Source organism: Bradyrhizobium sp. AZCC 1610 (assembly GCF_036924515.1).
Taxonomy (GTDB): Bacteria; Pseudomonadota; Alphaproteobacteria; order Rhizobiales; family Xanthobacteraceae; genus Bradyrhizobium.
On record NZ_JAZHRR010000001.1, the window covers coordinates 3266618 to 3291539 of the forward strand.

Annotated in this window: 24 protein-coding genes and 1 tRNA gene; 15 read left to right on the top strand and 10 right to left on the bottom strand. The window is 62.4% G+C overall.

Annotated features, from left to right (window positions below; genetic code table 11):
• The first annotated feature begins 1355 nt into the window (after positions 1–1355).
• Positions 1356–1445 (top strand) — tRNA-Ser (locus V1279_RS16140).
• Between the two features lie 50 nt (positions 1446–1495).
• Here V1279_RS16140 and V1279_RS16145 read toward each other — a convergent pair.
• The 7 genes from V1279_RS16145 to V1279_RS16175 form a co-directional block, all read right to left on the bottom strand.
• Positions 1496–4189, bottom strand: coding sequence for a bifunctional acetate--CoA ligase family protein/GNAT family N-acetyltransferase (locus tag V1279_RS16145; RefSeq protein WP_334437536.1), 2694 nt, complete (start codon positions 4187–4189; stop codon positions 1496–1498).
• Between the two features lie 169 nt (positions 4190–4358).
• Positions 4359–4727: a hypothetical protein gene (locus V1279_RS16150; protein ID WP_334437539.1), complete on the bottom strand. Its 369-nt coding sequence runs from the start codon at positions 4725–4727 to the stop codon at positions 4359–4361.
• Between the two features lie 190 nt (positions 4728–4917).
• Positions 4918–5724, bottom strand: a complete 807-nt coding sequence (locus tag V1279_RS16155) for a universal stress protein (RefSeq protein ID WP_334437541.1) — start codon at positions 5722–5724, stop codon at positions 4918–4920.
• A 140-nt stretch (positions 5725–5864) separates the two neighbouring features.
• Entirely contained in the window at positions 5865–6767 is a 903-nt protein-coding gene (locus V1279_RS16160) for a CHAD domain-containing protein (protein WP_334437544.1), read from the bottom strand.
• Positions 6768–6769: 2 nt separating this feature from the next.
• The gene (locus V1279_RS16165) at positions 6770–8335 is read right to left on the bottom strand and encodes a bifunctional aminoglycoside phosphotransferase/ATP-binding protein (protein ID WP_334437545.1); all 1566 of its coding nucleotides are present in this window, start codon (positions 8333–8335) and stop codon (positions 6770–6772) included.
• Positions 8332–9315 (bottom strand): zinc-dependent alcohol dehydrogenase family protein, encoded by a 984-nt coding sequence (locus tag V1279_RS16170; protein ID WP_334437546.1) that lies wholly within the window; start codon positions 9313–9315, stop codon positions 8332–8334. Before V1279_RS16170 ends, V1279_RS16165 begins: the two co-directional genes overlap by 4 nt.
• A 168-nt stretch (positions 9316–9483) precedes the next feature.
• Positions 9484–9597: a hypothetical protein gene (locus V1279_RS16175; protein ID WP_334437548.1), complete on the bottom strand. Its 114-nt coding sequence runs from the start codon at positions 9595–9597 to the stop codon at positions 9484–9486.
• Here V1279_RS16175 and V1279_RS16180 point away from each other — a divergent pair.
• Together V1279_RS16180 and V1279_RS16185 are read left to right on the top strand one after the other, a co-directional pair.
• Positions 9545–10090: a helix-turn-helix domain-containing protein gene (locus V1279_RS16180; RefSeq protein WP_334437550.1), complete on the top strand. Its 546-nt coding sequence runs from the start codon at positions 9545–9547 to the stop codon at positions 10088–10090. The genes V1279_RS16175 and V1279_RS16180 overlap by 53 nt on opposite strands.
• A 45-nt stretch (positions 10091–10135) precedes the next feature.
• The gene (locus V1279_RS16185; RefSeq protein WP_334437552.1) at positions 10136–10390 is read left to right on the top strand and encodes a hypothetical protein; all 255 of its coding nucleotides are present in this window, start codon (positions 10136–10138) and stop codon (positions 10388–10390) included.
• Positions 10391–10675: 285 nt separating this feature from the next.
• Here V1279_RS16185 and V1279_RS16190 read toward each other — a convergent pair whose 3' ends face one another.
• Entirely contained in the window at positions 10676–11938 is a 1263-nt protein-coding gene (locus V1279_RS16190) for an aminotransferase class III-fold pyridoxal phosphate-dependent enzyme (protein ID WP_334437554.1), read from the bottom strand.
• A 185-nt stretch (positions 11939–12123) separates the two neighbouring features.
• Between V1279_RS16190 and V1279_RS16195 the strand changes: the two genes are divergently transcribed.
• A complete protein-coding gene (locus tag V1279_RS16195; protein WP_334437557.1) occupies positions 12124–12759 on the top strand; it encodes a DsbA family protein in 636 nt (211 codons plus the stop codon).
• Between the two features lie 85 nt (positions 12760–12844).
• Positions 12845–13813 carry a Bug family tripartite tricarboxylate transporter substrate binding protein gene (locus V1279_RS16200; RefSeq protein ID WP_334437560.1) on the top strand — a complete coding sequence of 323 codons (969 nt, stop codon included), beginning with the start codon at positions 12845–12847 and terminating at the stop codon, positions 13811–13813.
• 11 nt (positions 13814–13824) lie between these two features.
• On the opposite strand, the gene V1279_RS16205 is transcribed toward V1279_RS16200, so the two are convergent.
• Positions 13825–14103 (bottom strand): PilZ domain-containing protein, encoded by a 279-nt coding sequence (locus V1279_RS16205; protein WP_334437563.1) that lies wholly within the window; start codon positions 14101–14103, stop codon positions 13825–13827.
• A gap of 268 nt (positions 14104–14371) precedes the next feature.
• Between V1279_RS16205 and V1279_RS16210 the strand changes: the two genes are divergently transcribed.
• Genes V1279_RS16210 through V1279_RS16215 form a run of 3 tightly spaced genes read left to right on the top strand, consistent with a single transcriptional unit; the run spans position 14372 to position 15984 of the window.
• Complete coding sequence (locus tag V1279_RS16210) at positions 14372–15574, top strand: acyl-CoA dehydrogenase family protein (RefSeq protein ID WP_334437565.1); 1203 nt, start codon at positions 14372–14374, stop codon at positions 15572–15574.
• A 9-nt stretch (positions 15575–15583) separates the two neighbouring features.
• Entirely contained in the window at positions 15584–15745 is a 162-nt protein-coding gene (locus V1279_RS37835) for a VOC family protein (RefSeq protein WP_442894778.1), read from the top strand.
• Complete coding sequence (locus V1279_RS16215; protein WP_442894779.1) at positions 15736–15984, top strand: VOC family protein; 249 nt, start codon at positions 15736–15738, stop codon at positions 15982–15984. The genes V1279_RS37835 and V1279_RS16215 overlap by 10 nt, the downstream gene beginning before the upstream one ends.
• 295 nt (positions 15985–16279) lie before the next feature.
• On the opposite strand, the gene V1279_RS16220 is transcribed toward V1279_RS16215, so the two are convergent.
• Positions 16280–17014, bottom strand: a complete 735-nt coding sequence (locus tag V1279_RS16220) for a Spy/CpxP family protein refolding chaperone (protein WP_442894780.1) — start codon at positions 17012–17014, stop codon at positions 16280–16282.
• A gap of 430 nt (positions 17015–17444) precedes the next feature.
• On the opposite strand from V1279_RS16220, the gene V1279_RS16225 reads away from it, so the two are divergent.
• The 7 genes from V1279_RS16225 (at position 17445) to V1279_RS16255 (ending at position 24918) form a co-directional block, all read left to right on the top strand.
• Positions 17445–18785, top strand: a complete 1341-nt coding sequence (locus V1279_RS16225; RefSeq protein ID WP_334437568.1) for an ABC transporter substrate-binding protein — start codon at positions 17445–17447, stop codon at positions 18783–18785.
• Between the two features lie 119 nt (positions 18786–18904).
• Positions 18905–19840 (top strand): carbohydrate ABC transporter permease, encoded by a 936-nt coding sequence (locus tag V1279_RS16230; RefSeq protein WP_334437570.1) that lies wholly within the window; start codon positions 18905–18907, stop codon positions 19838–19840.
• Positions 19840–20754, top strand: coding sequence for a carbohydrate ABC transporter permease (locus tag V1279_RS16235; RefSeq protein ID WP_334437572.1), 915 nt, complete (start codon positions 19840–19842; stop codon positions 20752–20754). The genes V1279_RS16230 and V1279_RS16235 overlap by 1 nt, the downstream gene beginning before the upstream one ends.
• Before the next feature lie 5 nt (positions 20755–20759).
• The gene (locus V1279_RS16240; RefSeq protein ID WP_334437574.1) at positions 20760–21860 is read left to right on the top strand and encodes an ABC transporter ATP-binding protein; all 1101 of its coding nucleotides are present in this window, start codon (positions 20760–20762) and stop codon (positions 21858–21860) included.
• 30 nt (positions 21861–21890) lie between these two features.
• Positions 21891–22880, top strand: coding sequence for a hydroxyacid dehydrogenase (locus tag V1279_RS16245; protein WP_334437576.1), 990 nt, complete (start codon positions 21891–21893; stop codon positions 22878–22880).
• A gap of 66 nt (positions 22881–22946) precedes the next feature.
• The gene (locus V1279_RS16250; protein WP_334446419.1) at positions 22947–24371 is read left to right on the top strand and encodes an amidase; all 1425 of its coding nucleotides are present in this window, start codon (positions 22947–22949) and stop codon (positions 24369–24371) included.
• 121 nt (positions 24372–24492) lie between these two features.
• The gene (locus V1279_RS16255; protein ID WP_334437579.1) at positions 24493–24918 is read left to right on the top strand and encodes a hypothetical protein; all 426 of its coding nucleotides are present in this window, start codon (positions 24493–24495) and stop codon (positions 24916–24918) included.
• The last annotated feature ends 4 nt before the right edge of the window (positions 24919–24922 follow it).

Below are 24922 nucleotides of genomic sequence, written 5' to 3' on the forward strand. Positions count from 1 at the left end.
CCTTGTGCCGCTCTCAGACAATCTGTTGCACCAAATCATCACTCACGGCCGATCTGCGATTCCAGCCTGTGAATCTTTTTGACTGTGCAACGGTGGAGTCGTTCTGTGGATTGTAGGGGCGCAAAGGATTTGTGCGATGATCGAGACAGTTACAGCGGTGATGGGTTTGGTGAGCGCGGGCATTTTCCTTGCACACGCGTTTGAAGGCTATCGTTCCAGAGCTTGAGGTTTGAACGCCTGGCGGTTCGGGGGGACCGCGCGGCTTCGGACAGAGTAATAACTTGGTAGTGCCGGCCAGGGATTCGGAAACCTTTAATAAATTCGGACGAGCATCTGAGTGGTAGGTGTCTCATGCGCCACGACATTGTCTCCAACGGATTTCTTGCCCTGACCACGGCCAGCTTCCTGCTGCTGTGCTCGAGCCTGCTGGCTGTTGCGTTCGGCTAAACAAGCGCCGCTCCAATTGCGGAGTCCGGACTTGTACGTCTGTGTCCAACCGGTCAATTAGCGCGCTAAGACTGCGACCGACCGCCAGCGCGCTTCTGTTGCCGACGCGAGTTAGCGGCGATGATTTCGAACACGGCGATAAGGACTGCGCAACTGGCCAGCCACTGCCATGATGAAGACCATCGAGAGCATCGAAACTACTCAATCGGGCGCGGGGTAGTTCTAGCTGATTCGATGCAGATTTGCCGTTTGTAAACGTCAAACGGAAACGTCTCCAACGCGACGCGCAGCCGTCATTCCAACGCGGCAGTCGGATCTACGCCTCAGCGGAGGGAGCTAAAGTTTCCGCCGAAGGCGCAACTTGATTCACGATGATCCTCAACCGGGGGCTAAGCAATGAGACAGAAGGTCCGTGTTTCGAAAGCGAAACCCATGGCGCGACGGGCGCCGCGAAGTCTGTCGGAGCGAATGGCAGAACTCAACGAACTAAAGCAGCAAGTTCGTGTGGCTGAAGCTGTCCTGCGACCCAAGACGTGGCGACCAGCAAGGTTGACTGGCTAGGTCAAGCCGCGCGTTCGGTTGCCGCGTCCTCTAGCTGAGCGATGGATTGAGTACGGTATAGTTTTCCCGGTCCGGCTCACACGGCACAGCCGTCAGGCGAACATACTCCGCCTGGCGGCTTTCAAATTATTGCTTGGCCGCAATACCGAAGGCGCAGACTGATTTGAAATGTGGCAGACGGTTGTGATCGTCGCAAACAATCAAGGCGACCACAAAAAACGCCGGCCAAGGGACCCTTGTGAGAAACGCAAGACCGGAAACATTTGTCTGATATTTTGTCCGACGCTATCTCGCGTTCGCATTGCGTTCATTAGGAACGTGCGCTAAGCGACTGAGATTCCAGAGCTGGAAGGGTGGCCGAGTGGTTTAAGGCACCGGTCTTGAAAACCGGCGTGCCCGCAAGGGTACCGTGGGTTCGAATCCCACCCCTTCCGCCAGAAAGGCGAAAATCCGCGGGTTGTTCGCGGCTATTCGCATTTGCAATTAGCTAAAGCGTCAGCCTGACGTTGCAGATGTCGTGTTCCTGCGGGTCCGATTTCACCTCGAAGCCAAGGCTGCGGCACATTGCCAGCATGACCGTGTTTTCTGCCAGCACGTCGCCGGAAATGGCCTTCAATCCCTCCGATTTCGCATATTCGATAATCATCTGCATCAGGGCCCAACCAAGCCCCCTGCCCTTGAGGTCCGATCTCAGCAGGATCGCATATTCGCCGCTCTCATAGATCGAGTCCGAATGGATCCTGACTACCCCGACCAGATCGTTGGTCGCCTCGTCGAACGCAACAAAGGCCATCGCACGGGCATAATCGAGCTGGGTCAGGCGGGCGATGAATTCGTGAGAAAATTCCTTCATCGGGGCGAAGAACCGCAGCCGCAGGTCCTGCATCGTGACGTGTTTGAGCATCTCGTGGATCAGCGGCTCGTCCTCGGGCCGGATCGGACGAACGAATACGCGCCAGCCGTCCTTGACCTCGATGTGACGCTGCCATTGCGAAGGATAAGGCCGCACCGCGAAATTCGCAGGGCCTGAACCGCGAAACTTCCGCTCCACACGGCCGATCACGACGCGCGCATCGACGGCGAGCACGCCTGCTTCATCAGCCAGCAACGGATTGACATCAAGCCCGCGGATTTCAGGAATGTCCGCGGCCATCTGCGCCAGCTTGACCAGAACCATCGCGACGGCGTCCTGCTTCACCGCCGGCACGTCGCGATAGGCGCGCAACAGCCGCGAGACGCGGGTGCGCTCGATCAGGCTGCGCGCCAGTTGCAGGTCGAGCGGCGGCAGCGCCAGCGCCTTGTCGTTGATGATCTCGACCGCCGTGCCGCCGCGGCCGAACACGACGACGGTGCCAAATGTCGCATCGTCGGCAAGGCCGAGAATGAGCTCGCGCGCCTTTGCCCGCACCACCATGGCCTGCACCATCACGCCCGAAATCCGCGCCTCCGGCCGCAACGATCTTGCACGCGCAAGTATCTCGGCGGCTGCCTTGCGCACCGCGTCGGCGCTGGTGAGGTTGAGCACGACGCCACCGACATCGGATTTGTGCACAATGTCCCGCGACATGATCTTGAGCACGACGGTCGAGCCCCGCGCGAAGATTGCATTCGCATGAGCGACCGCCTCTTCGGCGTCGGCGGCGGCGAAGGTCGGCACGACAGCGATGTCATAGGCGTCGAACAGCCGCTTGATCTCGATCGGATCGAGCCAGGAGCGGCCGTCGGCGAGCGCTGCGGCAACAATCTGCCGCGCTGCGTCGGCATCGGGTGCAAACTCGTTCGGCATGGCGGGTGGAACCTGCGCCAATGCCTCCACCACCTCGCGATGGCGAACCAGGTGCATGAACCCAAGGACAGCGTCGCCGCCGGTCTGATAGTTCGGAATGCCAACCCCGCTCAAGAGATCGCCGATCGACGGCGCCGCGCCGACCCAGACCGCGAGAACGGGCTTCCGCGACATGCGATGCCCGGCGCGATATTTCTGCACAACCTCGGTCACGGCCGCGGCGATCTCGTCGGCGCGCGCGATCGCCGTCTGCACGTTCATGACCAGCACGGCGTCGTTTTCGGGATCGGCCAGCAACGCTTCGAGCGCTGCGGCATAGCGCGCGGGATCGGCATCGCCGACGATATCGACGGGGTTCGATTTCGACCATGTCGGCGGCAACGCAGCGTCCAGCTTCTCACGGGTCGCTGGTGATATAGAAGCGGAAATGCCGCCGAGTTCGACCAACCGGTCAACCGCCAGCACGCCGATGCCGCCGCCATTGGTCAGGATCGCCAGCCGCTTTCCGGGCGGCGATTTGAGCCGCCCGAGCGTCTCGGCGCAGTCGAACAATTCGCGCAAGTCCGATACGCGCAGGATGCCGGCGCGCTGAAACGCGGCGTCGTAGACGGCATCCGCCCCGGCCAGCGCGCCGGTATGGGTTGCAGCCGCCCGCGCGCCTTGCGCCATCCGGCCCGACTTGACGACCGCGACTGGCTTGATCCTGGCGGCGGCACGCGCCGCCGACATGAACTTGCGGGCGTCCTTGATCGCTTCGATGTAGAGCAGGATGGCGTGGGTCTTTTCATCCAGCGCGAAGTAATCGAGCAGATCGGCGATATCGACATCGAGCTGGTCGCCAATCGAAACAATGCCGGAAAAGCCAACGGCCCGTTGCGCCGCCCAGTCCACCATGCCCGCGGCAATGGCGCCGGACTGCGAGATCAGCGCCAGATTTCCTGCGGCCGGCATATGCGCGGAAAAGCTCGCGTTGAGACTGACGCCCGGCATCATGATGCCCAGGCAATTCGGGCCGATCAGCCGCATGCCGTATTTTTGCGCGGCCCGCTCCGCCGCATCCGCCATCGAACCCGGACCATGCCCGAGCCCGGCACTGACGATGACGGCGCCTGCCGCCCCGCGTCGGCCGGCCTCATCGATCAAGCCTGCGATGGTGCGCGCCGGCGCGGTGAGGACAACGAGTTCCGGCGCAAAAGCCAGTCTTGCGATGCTGCCAGCGGTCGCAACACCGTCGATCTCGTGATAGCGCGGATTGACGAGGCCGAATTCGCCCTTGAATTGGGCTTTGCGAATATTGTTGAGAATGGCGCGGCCGACCGAGCCATGGCGCGGGCTGGCCCCGACCAGGGCCACGGAATGCGGCGAAAGTAGATTGGTCAGGCGATAAGTGGACATTGGTCTCCGGTGTCGGCAGGTCGCGGCCCCTGTGAGCCCAGGCAGATGTTCGACGCAGTCTGCCCTTGCACGACAGGTTAGCGCCGGAATGGTTCCCGCACGTGACAAATCGTGCTCAGCCGACTCGTCGAGATCGGTGACGAATGTAATCGTCTGGCTATTTGGCCGATCAGTTCAGAGGGCGGCCACTGATCAAGTTCGACGTGGCCGCGATCATCCGTTCGCCATGCCTGAACAGCCGTTCAGTGTCGCGGCGCAAGAAGTCGAGCTGATGCTGGCCGCATTCCTGGCACATCGTCGTAATGTCCCTTACGGAATGCGCCCCCGCCATCTTCGCGACGAACTCCGTGAACAGGTGCATCTCGGTCCGCGTTCGCTCCAGCATCTCGTCGCCGAGAAACACCCATTCCTCGAACATCATCTTCTGCGCGCCAAGCATGAACTCCAGCGCGCCCTGGTTCAGTTTGGTGGCTTCCGCTTCTGCATTTGCGCCTGCTGGAAAGGAACCGGAAGCGGCCCGCTCAGATAGTCCTGACATGACAATCTCCGATTTCCGAGTTTCCGCCGAAACGATATTGATCGGCGCCGGGCCGGACATTGAGGTGCATCAAACTGGCGTCATTGCGACCGCAGCCACAGCCAAAAAGATACAAGACAAGGAACTTGCCGAGGCGAAAGGTCACATCCCCTGCCTACCAGAGATCAGTGCGACATCAGCACCGGCACGGTCATGCAGTCGAACATGCTGCGCGTGACACCGCCCAGAATTCGCTCCTGCAATCGCGAATGGCCGTATCCCCCATCACCAGGAGGCCCATGTTACTTTCGGCTGCGATCGACAGAATGGCGCCCTGAACGTCGCCGCGATCCGCCGTCAGCCGCTGCACCCGGGCCGCAATGCCGCGCCGCCCCAAATGCGCGGCGAGTTGGTCCGAGGAAGCTTCACCCGCCCCCTCATTGACCGCAATCACGGTCACTGCCTTGGCACCCATCAGAAACGGCATCGCATCGCGCCACGCGCGGGCCGCCAGGCGGCTGCCGTCCCAGGCGATGCCGACATGGTGGGCGTCGAGCGGCCCCCTGTGGATATAGGGAACCATCAGCATCGGCCCGCCGGAATTGAACAGGATCTGCTGCGGAATCTCGTTGTCGTGGCTCGCCTTCGAGGATTCCGGCTGCAGCACGATCGTCATGTCGTAAAGCCGGGCAAGCGCGCTGATGGTCCGGCCGGCCTCGGCGGGAATCGCCGCGAAGGTCCTGGTGCCGTAAGCGATTTTGGCGAGCTTGGCCTCGATCTCAAACACCGCGATGGCGGCGTTCGCCCTTTCCCGGGCGCGCTCCTGTTCAGCCCCCATCATGGCGCCAACAGCGGCGCCGCCACCCTCTACAATCATCCCGGCGGCGCTCATCGATTCATAGCCGATGGCGACCGCATCGAGATGCGACCGGCGCGCAATGGTCAGCGCGACAGCGACGTCGATCACCGGCCTGACCGGCCGCTCGGAGGGAATATGAACCAGAATGTTCCTGAACATCGCCATTCTCCCGCACATTCGCGAGGGCATGCGGCCCCCCGTCACGGTTGCTGCCGGCAAGGTAACCGACGGACCGATGGCCGAAGTTGACGCACATCAAACTCGAAAATGCCGAGCGGCAGCGCGTGCGAACGGCGGCGTCAGCAGGCCCCGACGTGCTTGAGGTCGTGATGAGCCGCGATTGCGGCGCCGAGCAGCTTTTCCTCTCGACGGCGATAGCCCGGCGGATGCTTCTTGCCTTGTTTGCCATTCTCCGCCTGTGGCGATCCGCTGGCAAGGCCGGCGAAGCGCTGGAGGTCGCGGAGGTCGCCCAGTGCGCACTGCAGCCGTTTTGCCGGCAGGTGGAGGTGATGCACTTTGCCCCGCCCCCACAGCGCGACGGTTTCCGTAAGCGCTTCCAGCATATAACGGAAGCGTTTGACCTTGATCCGCAGCCGGTGACGGCGCGACGCACCCAAAGTCTTCAGACGCCGTCCCTTGCGAATCAACCATTCGTGCCAGCGGTCGAGTTCGCGCGTGCAGTAGGATTGCAGAGTCTCCGCATCCGTGTGTCGCCTGTAGCGCTCAAGCCACGGTCCTTGTCTGATCCAGCGCGCGATGGCCGCGACCAGACGTTGCGTCCGGGCGGATCGCAGGGAGCGAACCAGGCGCCGGTGATCCCGCGTCTGGTGCTGATCGAGCTGCTCGCCGACCATGCGCTCCGCCCAAGCGCGGTATCGCTTGCGGCGCGCATATTCCACAACGACATCGCTGTCGCGCGCGGCGCCGAGCGGTCCATTCAGCCAAGCGATCTCCTTCTTCAGCCGAAGCCATTCCGCATCGACCACGATCGGCGCGAAGAAAGCCACGGCGGCGCGCAACCGCGTGATCGCGACCCTGATCTGATGCACGGCCTCGGCATCGCCGGCGCACGCGCTCGTGTGATGGGATTTGACAGCCGCGACGCAACCGAGCGTCATCTTCTGGAATGCGGTTGCACAATCGAGGTCCGCCGCCCCAGAGGCCTTGTGTCGGCTGGACGTTCTTGTTTGACCGTTTCTCATCTTCAGTGCTCGCCCGGCACCGCAAGCAAAGAAACACGGGCTCTGCGCAGCGACTGGTCCGGTGTTCCCGAGGCATCGATCATATGCCAGTTTACCGTGCCGATCGCGAAAGTCTCCTGCTTCAGTGCGACATCCCGTGTTGCATCAGAAGCATCGCCCTTGCGCCGCTCGATCCGCGCCAGCCGCGTCGCGAGATCCGCCGTGAGGAAGAGGCCCACGAAGCGTACGCCATGCGTGGCCGCAAGACCCTCGATTTCCATCCGTTCCGCTTCCAGCAGGTAGGCGGCATCGAGCACAACCGAACAGCCCTGGGCGAGGACACGCTGCGCGGTGCTCGAAAGCACCTCATATACACGTTTCGTGGCTTCAGGCCGATAGGCAGATTCCGGCAGAGCGGTGGTTTCACAGGCGCCGAACAGGTGCTTGCGAACGACATCGGAGCGGACAATGACCGCGCCGGGCGGAGGATCAATCAGGCCGGCCAGCCCGCGTGCGAGGACCGATTTGCCCGTCCCCGACAACCCGCCGATCGCCACCAGCAGCGGCGGCCCGGGCGCGATGAGGCGTCCCGCCAGATCGAAGTAGCGCCTGGCCTCCCGCCAGACCGCGTCGCTCCCGCCGGCATGTTCGCTCTTCATGAACAGCACATGCGCGCGGATCGCCGCGCGCACCGACAGAAACAGCGGCAGCAGGCCGAGGCCATCGAGGCCTTCATCCCCTGCCTCCGCAAGGTAGCGATTGAACGCCGCGCTTGCCGCGGCACCCTGATTGAAGTGGATCAGATCCATCAGTGTGAACGCGAGATCGTAAAGCACATCCGTCGTAGCGATGACGGGATCGAATTCGATGGCGTCGAACAGCAGCGGCCGGCCGTCCACCAACGCAATATTGGCGAGATGCAGATCGCCGTGGCAACGGCGCACGAATCCTTGCTCGGCACGCCGCCTGAGTACATGCTGCAATGCTGCTGCAGAGCGACGGCTGGCGGCATCGAGTTGATCGATGGCGACGGCATCAAGTCCGCGTACGGTGCGAAACTTTGCGGTATTCCGTTCGATGATGGGTGAAATGGAGGCAAGCCAGCTTTCACCGTCCGCCCGCGGCGCCTTGTCATGGGATCGAACAATCGCGTCGGCCACGGCCGCCGCAAGGGATGGATCGACCGTCTTCGATGCCGCGACACGATCGAGCGACTGCTTCTCGTCGAACCGCATCATCTCGACCGCCCATTCGACGGGAGTGCCGGAGCCGTCGATTTCGAAGGCGCCATCGGAATTGCGCGTGATGGCGACAACGCGCCGGTAGAGCTCGGGGGCGTTGCCGGCGTTGACCTTCAGCTCTTCCTCGCAGGCGCGCCAGCGCTTTTCCAGTGTCGAATAATCGAGGAACGGCAATCGCACGGCACGCTTGATCTTCAATGCCCGATCGGCGCCGAGAAAAACCATGGAGGCATGGGTGTCGATCCGCTTGCCGCCCTTGGCCGGACCAAAGCTGGAACCATCGAGGAAATCCAGCACCTGCTGCTGCAGGTCAGCGTCGGCTGCGTCGGCGGGCGGTCGCACGGTCATGGCTGCAGCACGGCGGCGCCGGTGATCTGCCCGGCGCGCAGCTTCGAGAGGACTTCATTTGCTTCCCGCAACGGAAACACGCTGGTGTGCGTCCTGACGCCCGCTTGCGTCGCGATCTTGAAAAACGCGATGCCGTCGCCGCGCGTCAGGTTGGCGACCGAAAGCAGCTGCCGCTCCTCCCAGAGGATGTGGTATGGGAACGAGGGAATGTCCGACATGTGAATGCCGGCGCAGACCACGCGCCCGCCTTTGCGCACGGCGCGTAGCGCCAGCGGAACGAGATCGCCCACCGGCGCGAAAATGATCGCGGCATCGAGCGGCGCCGGAGGCTGATCCTCGGATGACCCGGCCCACTCCGCGCCGAGTGATTTTGCAAGACGCTGCGCCTCGACATCGCCCGTGCGTGTGAACGCATAGACCGAACGCCCCTGCCAGCGGGCTACCTGCGCGATGATGTGTCCGGCTGCTCCGAAACCGAAGATACCGAGATGCTTTCCATCACCCGCCATCACCAGCGAGCGCCAGCCGATCAAGCCGGCGCACAGCAGAGGCGCGATCGAGATATCGTCGCCGGCCTCGCCGAGCGGAAAGCAATAGCGGGCGTCCGCAACGAGATGCGTGGCAAAACCGCCATCGCGCGTGTAACCGGTGAAGCGCGGGTGGTCGCAGAGGTTCTCCCGGGCGCTCCGGCAATAAGAACATTCACCGCAGGTATGACCGAGCCAGGGAACGCCGACCCTTTCCCCGATCGCGAGAGACGTCCCACCGGCACCGAGCGCATCCACCCGCCCGACCACCTCGTGGCCGGGAACGATTGGATAGGCAATATCAGGCAATTCTCCATCGACGACGTGCAGATCGGTCCGGCACACGCCACAAGCGCCGACCTTGACGCGCACATCGCCGGGCCCGGGGACCGGATCCTCTCGCTGTTCAAACCGCAGCGGCGCGCCGGGCGCTGTCAGGACCATGGCGTGCATTTCGTCCTATATCCTTACGCTAGCATGTGCAGCCTAGCCGGTGCGACCGAGCAGCGATTGATCCTCGTCAATCGAGCCCGAGCGAACTCTCCCTAACATGGCAACGTCAGCAGCGCGGCACCAGCCCATGGCGTTATGCCATTTCTTGATGCATGGAACAGGAGATCGTCAGATGCGCGCCAATCTGCTGCAGCCGCGACTTATCCGCGCGCTCTCGGTCAGCGCGCGCATGACGTCTTCGCGCGCAATGATTCCGACCAGCCGCTGCTCGGCATCCAGCACGGGGAGGCTCTTAATCCGGTGGTCAACCATCAGCTGCAGGACCCGGGTCAGTGCCCGGCGCGACGTGCTCGGCCTCGATGCCGGCTCGACCCATCGCCTGACCGCTGAAGCGATCGCCGATACTACCGTCCGTCTGGTGAAGCGTCGCAGCCTGGAAACCGCCGCGGGATCGAATGTCCGGGTCGCCCATACCCTCTGGACCATGACCGCAAGCGACCTCCGGCACGCCGAAGACCACATGTTGCTTCTGGGCCGCAAGACCGCGATGGAAAAAGTTGCGACTTTCCTGCTGGAAATGGACCGCCGGCTCGCCAAGGCCGGCATGATGGCCCTGCCGATGTGGCGCCCCGACATCGGCGACTATCTCGGCCTGACGCTGGAGACCGTTTCGCGGGCGCTTTCCCAACTCAGCGGCCAGGGCGTTCTGGTATTTTCGAGCGCCCGTCAAATCGTGCTGCGCAACCGCCAGCGGCTGGCGGACATGGATGCTTGAGAGTATAAGCTGGCCGACAAGGTGCCGGAAGGAAGGGAGTGCAAGATGAACAGTTATCGCGTCTCCTTCTACAAAGATCTCTGTAATTCCGACGGCCATAGCTTCAAATGCCTGCAACGCCAGATCGAGGTCCAATCGGTCGGCCCCGCCCAGGCGCTGGTGTTGGCGGAGCGGTTGGTCGACAACGACCGTCTGAATGCCGATTGCGTCGAAGTCACGCACCTGGCGGATCATCCCGAGTTCGAACATCCGGCGTGCTATACGCCCGCCCCCGGACACGCATGGAACCGCGTCGCGTGATGAACTGACCGCGACGAATTAAACCGCCGGGCCTGCGCGCTCGGGTGCTTCGTCGCGCTCGTTCTCACGCCCGGCGTACTGGCTATTTGATCCAGCTCAATGCGAACGCAGCCAAAAGAGCGGAATGTCGATCTACATGATGCTCGACGATGATGTCCGCATCATTCGGCGATCTCGCCGTTTTCTCCTAAGACTGCCCCGCCATCGCCGGTCGTAAAGACCGCGGTGCGGGGCATTTTATTGATGCCCGCAAATCCCCAATCGGCTCCGGTCGGTACCTACGACTTATCGATTGGATCTCGCTTCCATTTCTCGGACGGCCTTGAAGCCGTGTGAGGCTGCCTGCAGCGCCTCGTCGATATCGGCTGGCCGATGCGCCAAGGACAGGAACATATTGTGCTGGGGGTGAAAGAATGCGCCGTGGCGCAGCGCGGCCGAGCAGAACGCCCTGCCCTTGCGTACCTCCGGGTCAGCCTCGAACAGCATCAGCGGCATCTGCGGCGGGCCGCTCTGGCGGATCGCGATGCCATGTTCTTTCGCCAGCGACGCCAGTCCCTCGCGCAACCGCAAGCCCATCGCGCGGATATGCCCGGCCACATCGGCCTCGCGCGCAATCCGCAACGTCGCCCGCGCCGCCGCCATCGCCACCGTGCCGCACCAGAACGACCCGGTGACGAAGACCTTGGTGGCAGCTTCGCGAAAGCGATCGTTGCCGGTAACGGCAGCCAGCGCATAGCCGTTGGCGATCGCTTTGCTCCAGGCGCACAGGTCCGGACGCACGCCGAGCGCTTCCCAGCTCCCCCTGACATCGAGGCGCAGGCCGGCCCGCACTTCATCGATAATCAAAGCCGCATTGGCCGCGTCGCATGCCGCACGCGCGGCTGCCGCGAATTCCTTCGTGGGCAATTCGAGATCGCGTCCCATGTCGTGGCGGAAAGCCGTCACCAGTATCGCCGCGAGATCCTTGCCCGCCTCTTCGACGACCGCCCGCAGGCTCTGCCCGTCGTTGTACTCGAAATGCAGGAGATGCGCGCGGTCCTCGGCCGTTACCCCGACAACACTTGGCGAACACCATGGCAGCGCGCCGTGATAGCTGCCACGCGCGACCAGCACCTTGCGGCGGCCGGTGCCGGCGCGGGCGATCGTCACGCAGCTCGTGGTCGCATCGCTGCCGTTCTTTTGAAACATCGCCCAATCGGCATGCGGCAGCATGGCGACGAGATCTTCGGCGAGTTCCACCATGACCTCCCCCGGGCCGTTGAAGCAATCTCCTTTGGCGGCTTGCGCCTCAGCCGCCGCTTGAACCTCGGGATGCCGATGGCCGAGCACAATCGGCCCCCAGCTGCACATGAAATCGATATATTCGCGCCCATCGACGTCGCGCACACGGCAGCCCTCCGCGGAGGCGAAGAATTGCGGATAGCCTTCCGGGAGCCGCGCGGCATTCAGATGGCCCCACATGCCTCCTGGAACCACCAACCGGGCCCTTGCGCGCAACATGGCATCCGCTGTCTGCGTTTCGCTCAACAGCGCCGTGTGCTGGGTCATGACGTTCTCTTGTTTGGTTTGCAGAGTTTGCCTTGCGCTTCCCGTCGCCGCCTATGATTGGATCGCCAACAATTCACGGTCAACTCCGATCGCAGTCAGGTCCGGTGGCTTTTGGTTTGCAAAACCAGTAAAACTGCCGGATATGACGGCTCGCCACCTCTCGCCAGTTCGTTTCGGAGTAACCGTTGAACGTTCGTCACCGCATCGCCCTCACTGTTCTCCTTGCTTTCGCATCACCGGCTTTCTCAGGTGCAGCCATCGCGCAAAGCGCGATCGCCGCGGCGGTCGCCAAACCGTTATCGCTGCCGGACATTGCAATCGGATCTGCGGACGCACCAATCACCCTCACCGAATATTCCTCGATGAGTTGCCCGCATTGCGCAGCCTTCGGCCAGAATGTGTTCCCGATGTTGCGGTCGAAATATATCGATACCGGCAAGGTGCGTTTCGTGTTCCGTGAATTTCCGCTCGACATCAAGGCCGCCGCCGCTTCGATACTGGCGCGCTGCATCGGCAACGGCGATTCCGAAAGATATCTCAGCGCGGTCGAGACCATGTTCAAGCTGCAGGACCGCCTGATGGCGCAGACCAAGGATACGCTGTTCTATGTCGGCAAGCAGCACGGAATGAGCGAACAGGACGTCGAGACCTGCGAGAAAGACCAGGCCCAGTTCGACAAGCTGACCGCCGACCAGCAATACGCCGTTCGGGAGTTGAAGGTCACCTCGACGCCGACCTTCTTTCTCAACGGTGTGCGACTGCAGGGCTCGATGCCGTTCGAGGAGCTGGAAGAACGGATCGTGCCGTTGCTCAAGAAGTAGCGGCCGCAGGCGGTCGCGATCACCCCTTGTCTGGCGCCACGACCTCGTCGATGATGGCCCCAACAAACATATTGGGGAGAGCGCCATGGTCGCGGCTTTGCGCGTAGTGTTGGCAGCGGCGTGGCTGCTGTCCGGCGTCGCGGCGTCATCGGCGCAAAACTATCCGAGCAAGCCGGTGCGTGTCGTGGTCGGCTTTCCCGCCGGCGGACCGACCGATGCCATCGCCCGCATCGTGTCGCAGAAGCTCACCGACAATCTCGGCCAGCAATTCTTCGTCGAGAACATCGGCGGCGCCGGCGGCAACATTGCGGCCGGCCAGGTCGCGCGCGTGACGCCGGACGGCCACACCATCATGGTGATCAGCACCGGCTTCGTCGTGAATCCCAGCCTCTACGCCAAGGTGCCGTACGATCCGGTCAAGGATTTCGCGCCGGTGACGCTGGTTGCGGTTTCTCCGAATGTCGTGGTGGTCAACCCGCAAGTGTCCGCCAAGACACTCCCTGAGCTGGTGCAGCTCATTCGGGACAACCCCGGCAAGTACGGCTTTGCCGGTCCCGGCATCGGCTCGACGCCGCATCTGGGCGGCGAGCTGTTCCGGCTCGCCTTCAAGCTCGACCTGGTCCACGTGCCTTTCACAGGTGCCGGGCCGGCGATCCAGGCAACGGTCGGCGGGCACACGCCGATCGCCTTCACCGCGCTGCCGCCTGCCCTGTCGGCGGTGCAGAGCGGACAACTGCGCGCGCTGGGCGTGGCGTCAACCGAACGTGCCGCCGGGATGCCCGACGTCCCGACCTTCGCCGAACAGGGCGTGAAGGATCAGGACGCCGACACCCTCACCGGCATCGTCGCGCCGGCCGGGACGCCGAAAGAGATCGTCGATCTGCTCCATCGCGAGATTGCCGGGATCGTCGCACAGCCTGATGTCAAGGAGCGCCTCACCAAGCTCGGCTTCAAACCGGTCGCCAATACGCCGGATCAGTTCGGCGCGCGTATCAGGCTGGAGATGGACAAGTGGGGCAAGGTAGTACGCGATGCAAAGTTGCGGATCGAGTAACGTGCTCCGCGTTACGATCGCGGCGGTTCCGCGACCGCCTCCACGATCATCATGAAGGTCAGGCCGATACGATTCTTCTGGATCCAGGCGACCCGGCACTCGTGCACAATCGAAGAATCCTTTGCCATCACCAGGCGAAAGTGCTGCGGGACGAAGGCCGGGTTGTCGACATCGATCGCCGCTCCCTCGCGCGAGATATTCCGCACCACGCAGGGCATGACGGAGCCGCCCGACGAAACATAGGCGGGCTCGTCAGTCTCTGTTCGCGGATACTTTCGCTTCTCTTCCATGCCGTCCGTCTCGTCCCGATCGATCCCGATCAAACCGCAAGGCTAGCGCAAAACCTTAAACAAAGTCGGCGCGCGTCCGGGAGACCGGAATAAGCGCGGTTTTGCGGAGGATGCGTTTGTCTTCGGCCTCCATGGTGCAGAGCGGCACGAAATCTCAATCGCTTATTCGCAGATGTGCTCCGCGTCACCATGGACTTGCCGGTCGCGGCGATGGCACGATAGCCTTTCCACCAATGACAGGTTACACGGGCGCGATGGACCGGCAGGCATGGTCTTGAATACACCGATCGCAAACTCTGCCGATCTTGCCGGCGACCTGGCGGTGATCGCCCGGGCCGAGGCCATACGTCCTGACGTCGCGATGGCTTCCGACGACATCGAGACCGCGCGCCGGCTGCCGCCAGCGCTGCTCGACAAGCTGCACGACGCGCAATTGTTCCGTCTGTTGTTGCCCCGCTCGACCAACGGGATCGAAACCGATCCGGTCACTTTTTTCCACGTCATCGAAACCATCGCCAAAGCTGATGCTTCCACCGCCTGGTGCCTCAGCCAGGCCGGCGGTTGCGCGATGTCGGCGGCCTATCTCGACCTGCCGGTAGCCCAGGCGATCTTCGGCGATCCGCGCGCGGTGTTGGCGTGGGGGCCCGGCCCCAGGGTTCGCGCGGTCGAATGCGAAGGCGGCTACAGGGTGACCGGCGTGTGGTCCTTTGCATCCGGCGGCCGGCATGCGACCTGGCTCGGAGCGCACTGCCCGATCCATGCCGCCGACGGTTCGCCCAAATACGACGCTAACGGAGTGCCGCTCGAGCGGACCATGCTGGTACGCTCCGAGGACGTCGAGTGGACCGACATCTGGAACACCGTTGGCCTGCGCGGCACCGCCAGCGACCAGTTCGCGCTCAACGATTTCTTCGTGCGTGCAGATCATTCGATTACCCGCGAGTTCGACCGCGAATGCCGCGAGAGCGGCCCGCTCTACCGCATGAGTAACCACACCTGTTACCAGGTCGGCTTTGCCGGCGTCGCCTGCGGCATCGCCCGCACCGCACTCGACAACTTCGTCGAGACGATGCGCAACAAGGTGCCGCGTGGCACGAAGGTGTCGTTGCGGGATAATGCCGTGGTCCAGTGCAACCTCGCCCAGGCGGAAGTCAATCTCCGCGCCGCGCGCGGCTACGTGTTGCAGTCGATGGCCGACACCTGGAAAGATCTCACCGCGGGCGCGACCATCACGGTGGCGCAGCGCATGAACATCCGCATGGCCTCGACCCACGCCATTCACAAGGCGCGCGAGGCGGTCGACTTTGCCTACAATGCCGCAGGCGCCACCGCGATCTTCGAGAACCATCCGCTCGAGCGCCGCTTCCGCGACATCCATACCGTGACCCAGCAGCTGCAGGGCCAGCTCAGGCATTTTGAAACCGTCGGCGCCTGGATGATGGGCGTCGATACCGACCTCAGCTTTGTCTAGGAGACGACCATGGGACTCGGCGGACTGCAGCACTACACCATCGAACCATCTGACCTTGAGCGAACCAAGGATTTCTACTGCGACGTGCTGGGCCTGAGAATGGCGACCGCCCTCCGCTCGACTTCCCCGGCTATTGGCTCTATTCCGGCGGCACCGCCACGGTGCATCTGATGGGGACGCGCAAGCCTCGCGAGGGCATCGTGGTGCGCGGCACCGAAAAGAAGTACGAAGATACCGGCCGGCTTGACCATATCGCCTTTGCAGCGACCGATGTCGAAGGCATGCGCAAGCGCCTGCAGTCGAAAGGCGTCAAATTCCGCGAGAGCATCGTGCCGCGCACCGGCGATACGCAGTTCTTCCTCTACGATCCCGATGGTGTCGGCGTCGAACTGAATTTCCCGAAAACCTGAGGCCCGCTGCCATCAGCGGGTTCGAACCCAATTCAGCTGCGTCCGGGCCGGCCGAAGCGGTTTCGACACTGTGGCGTCAAGCGCACCTGATGTTGGGGTGCAACACTGCCGGTCAAAGACTGAAGTTCCCGACAACGTCGCAAGTCAGCCATCACTAAGGCGCGAGTTCGTCAGGGTTTCATCATCATTGCAATGAGATTGGGGGAGCCGCGCCGCTGCGGCAGAGTAGCCGGGTGCCCGCGCCTTTCCACCTACCCCAGGGCATGCGTACCCGGCTATTCGTCCAGCCGGCCCGCTAATCGAGCCCGCGCTCGTGGCTCAGATTGACCATTTCCTGAATGAAGACCGCCTTTTGCTTGTCGTTCAGACTGGCAAATAGAGGCTCGGCCGCATCGGCCACGTTGCGCTGATCGACGGCGCGGTCGTTGAGGAACTGGGCTTCATTGCGCATCTGCTCGATGATGTCATCGGGGGGATCGCGCTTGGCGCGCGCCACGCGCAGATTGAGGCGATCGGCGCCGTTATGACCGAGATAGTGCATCGCACTGTTGAACCCGGCCCAATGCTTCTCCTGTTCGGGCGTGAGGTTTAGCTCTTTCTTGATCCGCTCGATATTGGCGTCGCTGTTGGCGACGATCTGTTCGGCCGTCAGTTGCGGCGCTGCGGCCTGGGTAGCGGCGGCCTGCTGTTTGGCCGCTTCTTTCTTGCCACCCTTGGCTGCCTTCGCTGGCTTCGCTGCGTCGCCCTGCTTGCTTTCTTTCGCCGCCGGCGCTGGACCACTCTTGCTGCCTGTTGCGCCGGTCAGCACACCGGTGACTCCCGTCACGACGCCCACGACGCCGCCAATGGCGCCACCAAGCACGCCGCCGACCGGGCCCGCCGCCCTGTTACCCTCGCGGGCGCCCTTCTCGACGCCCTGAACCACCTGCGCATCCGCAACCCGCGGCGCGTTGAGAAGCATGATGGCGGCCAACCCCATGGCCGCGCACACTTTCCAATGCGTGCGCAGTTTGGATGTCGGGCTGGTCATTGTTGGTCTCCGTGGTCGTTAACCAGAACTGGTGTCCTCGAATCCGAATCTTATCGTCTTAGCGACGAGCAAGTCTAGCCGCGGCGCCGACCGTTATCGCTGGCGTCGAAATTCCAAAACCCGTGGACCGGGAACCCTGAGGCACCGACCGCAATCCCTAAACTCTCTCCCGTTCATGATGTCGTGTGCAACGCAATATGCCGCAGAGAGGCATTGCAGTATTCCGACTGCTGGAAATTTTACACGCAACGTTAGTTCTAGAATTTCGCACATGTCATTTCTCGACAGACGCGTTTAATTCTGTTCTGATTTCGCAACCAAATCTCCGCGGAGCACGCCACCCCAAACCGGCGCGATCGCGTGAATGCCAATAAGAATAAGAAGAGGAACGACAAGACGACAACAAAAAAGCAAGCAAAGAGGAAACATCATGTCACGCAAGAAGGTTTCTCGCCGACAATTCATTGCTGCTACTGCGCTGTCATCCGCAGCCCTCGTCACCGCGCCTTATGTGCGTGGCGCCCACGCTGCAGGATCGCTTTCGATGGGGTTCTGGGATCACTGGGTGCCCGACGCCAACAAGGCAAGCACCGATCTCGTCAAGGACTGGGCCGAGAAAGAGAAGGTCGAGGTCAAGATCGACTACATCACCAGCAACGGCAGGAAAAACGAGATCACGATTGCCGCCGAGGCTCAAGCGAAGTCTGGCCACGACATTCTGGCAATGCCGACCTGGTGGCCGCATGCCCAAACTGAGTTGCTTGAGCCGATGAACGACGTCATGACGCCGTTGATTGCGCAGAACGGCGCAGTCAACGATACCGTGAAGTATCTCGGCCAACTCGACGGCAAGTGGCATGCTGTTCCTTTCTGCATCGGCAGCCAGATCAAGGGTCCCTGCACCCGCATCGATCTGATGAAGAAATTCGCCAATATCGACGTGCAGGAAATGTATCCCGCCGGCTCCCAGCCGAAAGCGGACAACTGGACGACCGACACCTTCCTGAAGGCAGCGGAAGCCTGCTTTAAAGGAGGCGTTCCCTTCGGAATCGGCCTGGGCGAAACCTCCGACTCCGTCGACACAGCGGGCGCGATCTTCCAGTCCTTCGGCGCGCAGCTTGTCGATGCCAAGGGCAACCTGACGGTCAAGACCGACGAGGTGCGGCAGGCGCTCGAGTACTACAAAAAGCTGATCGCGTTCCTCCCGCCCGATGCAGGAGCATGGGATGATGCCTCGAACAACAGGTGGCTGGTGTCCGGTAAGGGCGCCATGATCATGAACCCGCCAAGCGCATGGGCTGTCGCCAAGCGCGATGCACCGCAGGTCGCCGAACAGTGCTGGACCCACGGTTTTCCGAAAGGACCGAAGGGCCGCTTTGCGCCACACCTTCCCTACTTTCTGGCAGTGTGGAGCTTCTCCAAGAACAAGGCAGCCGCGAAGAGCCTCATTGCGCACCTCTCGCAGCCGACATCGATTGAGAAACTCGTTGCAGCCAGCGGCGGATACGACCTGCCGGCATACGAGAAACTCACGACGCTGAAGACCTGGGCCGAGGAAGGGCCGCCGAAGGGCACCCTCTATCACTACCCCAACCCCTTCAACCATCAGACCCTATCGATCGCGGCCTCGCCGGCCCCCCCGAAGATAGCTCAGCAAATCTACGTGCAGGCCACGCTCACCAAAATGTGCCTACGCCACGGTCAGGGGGAAAAGATGGAAAGCACGCTCGCCTGGGCAGAAGGCGAGTGCGAAGGCTTCATGCGGAGCTGAAGGACTTCGCCGCGGCGGCCTCCGACCGCGCTGCCGCGGCGCGGGTTCATTACCTGTCAGCACCAGGGAATCGGCAAGCGCCGCCTTCCCGGTGATACATCCCGCGAGGACGATGCGTCATGGTTGATGTCACACTTCAGTCGAACCGCGCTGCTGGTGCCGGGACGCGAAGGCGCTCAAGCCTGCGAACCGCGATGAAGCGAAAGTCCACCGCGGCTTTTCTGATGACCCTTCCACTGATCCTCTTGATCGCAATTCTGGTTCTCTATCCAGCTTTCTATTCGCTGCATCTGGCGACTCTGAACAAATCGATGCAGCGCTTCGTTGGCTTGGGCAATTTTGAATTCCTGTTCAAACGGCAAACATTTTGGCTGGTGGTGCAGCAATCGTGCATCTTCGCCATCACCGCCGTCGCCTTCAAGGCGCTGATCGGTTTTATCGTCGCGCATTTCGTTCACAACATTCCTGCTAAAGGTCAACGCAAGTGGCGTGGAATGCTGCTGGTGCCGTGGGTTATTCCACCGGCGATGAGCACGCTCGCCTGGCTTTGGCTGTTCGACCCCTCCTACAGTGCCTTCAACTATACGCTTTCATTCTTCGGCATCGGACCGATCCCCTGGACCGGCGATGCCGTCTGGGCGCGCTTCTCGGTCATCCTGGTCAACGTCTGGTATGGTGCGCCATTCTTCATGATCATGTATCTAGCTGCACTGAAGTCGGTGCCCGAGCAGCTCTATGAGGCCGCGGCGATCGACGGCGCCAACTGGTGGCAGCGGATCTGGTATGTGACACTGCCAATGATGCGCAACATCATCGCGATCACGACGCTGTTCTCGCTCATCGTTACCTTCGCGAATTTCGACATCGTCCGTATCCTGACCGCCGGCGGTCCGCTGGATCACACGCATATTTTCGCGACTTGGGCGTTCCGCCTCGGTATTGAGGGCGGTGACATCCCGCTCGGCGCCAGCGTCTCGCTGTTCATGTTTCCGATACTGGCGATCGCGGCGATCTTCATCCTCCGCGACATCAACAAACGCGGGAATGAAGCCTGATGACAAGCACCGCTGTGATCGACAAGGCTGGGCCAACCCGCAAAATCAAATATGGCAGTATGAGCCGCGACCGCGCTTGGGCGCTGCGATGGTCGTACTTCTTTCTTGTCCTGTTCGCGATCTTCTCGCTGGTGCCTCCGCTCTATATGCTGATCACCTCACTTAAGAGCAGCGCCGAAATCTCGGCGGCGACCAATCCGTGGTGGGTATTCCATCCAACTCTTTCGAATTACGTCGGATTGCTGACATCGAACCAGTTCCTGAGGTTCTTTTGGAACTCAGCCTGGGTATCGGTCATCGTGGTGACGATCACCATGTTGATCAGCGTGCCCGCGGCTTTCGCGCTGTCTCGCATGCGGTTCTGGGGATCGGCGACGCTCGCGACCGGCGTCTTCCTGACCTATCTCATCCCCGATACGCTGCTGTTTCTGCCGCTGTTCAAAATGTTTGCGGCCTTTGGCGAATGGACCGGGATTCAGTTGATCAACCGGTGGTACGTGCTGCTGATCGTTTATCCGACGCTCACTGTGCCGTTCTGCACATGGATCATGATCGGCTATTTCGCGTCCATCCCCAAGGAGCTCGACGAGGCCGCCATCATCGATGGCGCGTCATGGTTCCAGACATTGACGCGCATCTTTATCCCGGTCGCGATGCCTGGTCTGATAGCGGCAACCATCTTCGCCTTTACCGTCTCCTGGGCGCAATTTCTCTATCCGCTGGTGTTCACGACCTCGACCGATCAGTTGGTGCTGCCGGTCGGGATCATTACCACCCTGATCAAGGGTGACGTTTTCAACTGGGGACAGATCATGACCGGCGCCCTGCTCGGCGCGGCGCCTCCGCTCATCATCTACGCGTTCCTGATGGACTATTACATTGCCGGCCTCACCGCCGGCGCGACAAAGGGTTGAAATCCATGGCTGACGTGACGTTGCGTAAGGTGGTGAAGCGTTATGACGAGGTCGAGGCGGTGCGCGGCATCGACCTCGACATCGCCGACCATGAGTTTGTCGTGCTGGTGGGACCGTCGGGTTGCGGCAAGTCGACCACGCTGCGGATGATCGCGGGGCTGGAGGACATCACCGACGGCGACATCATGATCGGCGGCGATGTCGTCAATGACGTGCCGCCGAAGGACCGCGATATCGCGATGGTGTTCCAGAACTACGCGCTCTACCCGCACATGACGGTCGCCGAAAACATGTCGTTCGGCTTGCGCCTGAAGCGATATCCAAAAGCCGAGATCAAGACGCGGATCGACGAGGCCGCGCGCATGCTCGACATCGTCGAGCTCGTCGACCGCAAGCCGAAGCAATTGTCCGGCGGCCAGCGTCAGCGCGTCGCGATGGGCCGCGCCATCGTGCGCAATCCAAAGGTGTTTCTGTTCGACGAGCCGCTGTCCAACCTCGACGCCAAGCTGCGCGTGCAGATGCGGATCGAGATCAAGAAGGTCCACCAGAAGGTCCGCACCACGACCGTCTACGTGACCCACGACCAGGTGGAGGCGATGACGCTCGCCGATCGTGTCGTGGTGATGAACCATGGCCGCATCGAGCAGATCGGCACGCCGAACGAACTCTATCACAAGCCGGCGACGAAGTTCGTCGCCAGCTTCATCGGCTCGCCGGCGATGAATTTTATTCCGTGCCGGTTGGAGGATGCCGGCGGCAAGCTCCATCTCCGCCTGACCGACCGCCTCGCCTTCCCGCTGCCGCCGGCCCGCGCCGCCCGCTACCAGGCAGTCCCGCGCACCGATAGATTGCTTTTGGGGATCAGACCCGAGCACATCACGGAGGCAAGACCGCACCAGGAGCCGGGCATCGAGCCGTTCGACGCCGTGCTCGACGTTACCGAGCCGATGGGCATGGAGACCCTGGTCTATTTCACGCTCGAAGGCGCGCAGGTCTGCGGTCGGGTCAATCCCAACGCCGGCGCGCACGATGGCGGCCCGCTTCGATTGGCTGTGGACCTCAATAACATGCACCTGCTAAACGAGGTGACCGGCGTCGTCCTTTGACGGCGCAATTGCGAGACCTAAGGGCAGGAAATGGCTACCAACAAGAAGAAAATCTTCGTCACGGAATCGATGTCGCAGCCGGGAAGAGCGCTACTTCACGCGCGAGACGACATCGAACTCGTCGAATTTCCCAACATGATTTCGCAGCAGGATTTCGAAGCCAAGCTGAAGGAGCATGCGCCGGTCCACGGCGTCGCCCTCGGCGGTACCCGTTTCGGCGAGCCCGAGCTCGAAGCCTCGAAAGACATGCTGGTGGTGACCCGGATCGGCGTCGGGTTCGACGCCGTTGACGTTCCCGCGCTCAGCCGCCGCAAGGTCCCGCTGATGGTGGCGGGCACCGCCAATTCGCCGTCCGTTGCCGAGCATGCCCTGTTCATGATGCTCACGCTCGCCAAGCGCGCGACGGAAATGCATTCGCTGGTCAGGGATGACAAATGGGCTGATAGGCTGGGGATGCTGCCCTACGACCTCTTCGGCAAGACGGTGCTGATCATCGGTTTTGGCCGCATCGGCACGCGCACCGCCAAGCGCTGTCTCGCAATGGAAATGAACGTCCTGGTTTTCGACCCCTACAAGCCCACCGCCGACATCAAGGCCGCCGGTTGCGATCCGATCGCCGACCTCAATGCCGCGCTGCCGCGTGCCGACTTCGTCAGCATCCATTGCCCGAAGAATCCGGAGACGGTCGGCATGTTCAATGCCGACCGGCTGAAGCGGATGAAACCATCAGCCTATCTGATCAACACGGCGCGCGGCGGAATCGTCGACGAGGCCGCGCTGCACGCCGCCCTGGTGTCCGGCAAGCTTGCCGGCGCCGGCCTAGACGTTTTCGAGCAGGAGCCCCCGCCGGCTGGTCAGGCATTGCTCGCCCTGCCCAACGTCATCATGGCGCCGCATGTCGCGGGCGTTACGGTGGAAGCCGTGGACCGGATGAGCGAGCAGACCGCCCGCAACATTCTGAGCGTGCTGGATGGCGATCCCGTGCGCCAGAACGTGATCAATCAGGACGTGCTCGGCTGAAGCGTCCGCAGTAAGTGACCCTGAGCGCGGCCGGTCCACCGACCGGCCGGGAAGCGAGGTATGCGCATGGCGTTCAAGGAATACGGCAATTTCGACGCGGTCGGCCTCGCCGAATTGGTGCGGAAGAAACAGGTCTCGGCCCAGGAATTGCTCGACGAGGCCATCGCCCGTACCGCGAAGGTCGATCCGCAGATCAACGCGGTCGTCGTCAAGCATTACGACTATGCCGAACGCCAGATCGAGCGCGGCCTGCCCGACGGCCCCTTTACCGGCGTACCCTTCCTGCTGAAGGACCTCGACCTCCTGGAGGGAACGCGCACGACCTCAGGCGCCACGGTCCTGAAGGACTTCGTGGCCGACCACAGCGGCACGCTGGCGCAGCGCTTCCTCGACACCGGCGTCTCGATCTTCGGCAAGAGCTCCAGTCCCGAATTCGGCCTGATGCCGACGACGGAGTCGCGCCTGCACGGGCCGACCCGCAATCCCTGGAATCTCGCGCATTCTTCCGGCGGGTCGTCGGGCGGCGCGGCGGCGGCGGTTGCCGCCCGCATCCTCCCCGTCGCACATGCCAGCGATGGCGGCGGCTCGATCCGGATCCCCGCCTCCGCCTCCGGCGTGTTCGGCTTGAAGCCGACCCGGGCGCGCAATCCGCTCGGCCCGGATCGCGGCGAAGGCTGGGGTGGATTCTCCTGCGGCCATGTCGTGAGCATCAGCGTGCGCGACAGCGCGGTGATGATGGACGCGATCCATGGCCCTGAAGCGTCCAGCCCCTACGTGGCGCCGCCGCCGGAACGGCCGTTTTCGCAGGAAGTCGGCCGTGATCCCGGCCAACTCCGCATCGCCTTCACCGACAGATCGCCATATGGCGACGCCATCGATCCGGAAATCGCGGCCGCCGTGCGCGAGATTGCGAGCCTCCTGGCGGGGCTTGGCCATCACGTCGAGGAACGGGCGCCGGTGCTTGCCGCTGATCCGGCCGCGGCCATAACCACCATCGTCGGCGGCAACACCGCCCTGACGGTGCGGCTGATCGAGCAAAGGCTCGGGCGCGCCGCAACGGAAAACGATTTCGAGATATTGACGTTGGCGCACGCTCACAACGCGCAAAAGAACACCGCGACCGACTATGTCGCCGCCCAGCTCGCAGCCTTCCAGATTTCGCGCTCGCTGGCGGCTTTCTTCGAGGGCTGCGACGTCTTCCTGTGTCCGACATTGTGCGCGCCGCCGCTGCGCATCGGCGAACTTAACACCATGTCGGAGGATCTGTCGCATATTGCCCCGATCCTGCGCCGCTATATGCCGGGGACTTCCATGTTCAACATGTCCGGCCAGCCGGCGATGTCGGTGCCGCTGGCCTGGAACAAGGCCGGATTGCCGCTTGGCATGATGTTCTCGGCCCGGTTCGGCGAGGAGGCGACCCTGTTCCGGCTGGCCGGCCAGCTCGAACAGGAACGGCCCTGGAGGAACAAAATACCGCCGGTATGTGCGTAACTCCTGCCCCAAAAGCGCCACGGATGGACAAGGTGCAGCCTTATTCGGTAACGAGGGAAGACACGGGGCGGCAACGGCGACCTTAATTCTGCTCACGACGCCCCGATCCGGAGGCTGAATCGTGACCCGAAGCGACCCGACCGACAACGCGCTGGCGGCCATCGCCAGCATTCTCGACCGCCCGGAGAGCCATCGCGAGCCCGAAAAACCCGCGGTCGCGGAGCATGGGCCCGTCGTCCCTCCGCCGATTCCCGTGATCCCTCCGCCGATTGAGGCTCATGGCTACTCCAAGTTCGGCCCCGGGCCGATGGCCGCGATCCGTTTCAAATGGACGGTCCGCCTCGACAATGGCGCTTACTATGTCGACGAGACCATCGGGGAGAATTCCGCGCCGATCGTCAACGGCCCGATGTCGAGGGAAGCCGCGATCCAGATGGTGGACGATCGCGAAAGCGACGCACGCCGGCGCTTCGAGCAATTGAAGAGCGAGATGACCGGACACGGCGCCGCCGCCAATCTACTTCGCAAGGACAGCGGCGAAGCGTAGCTAC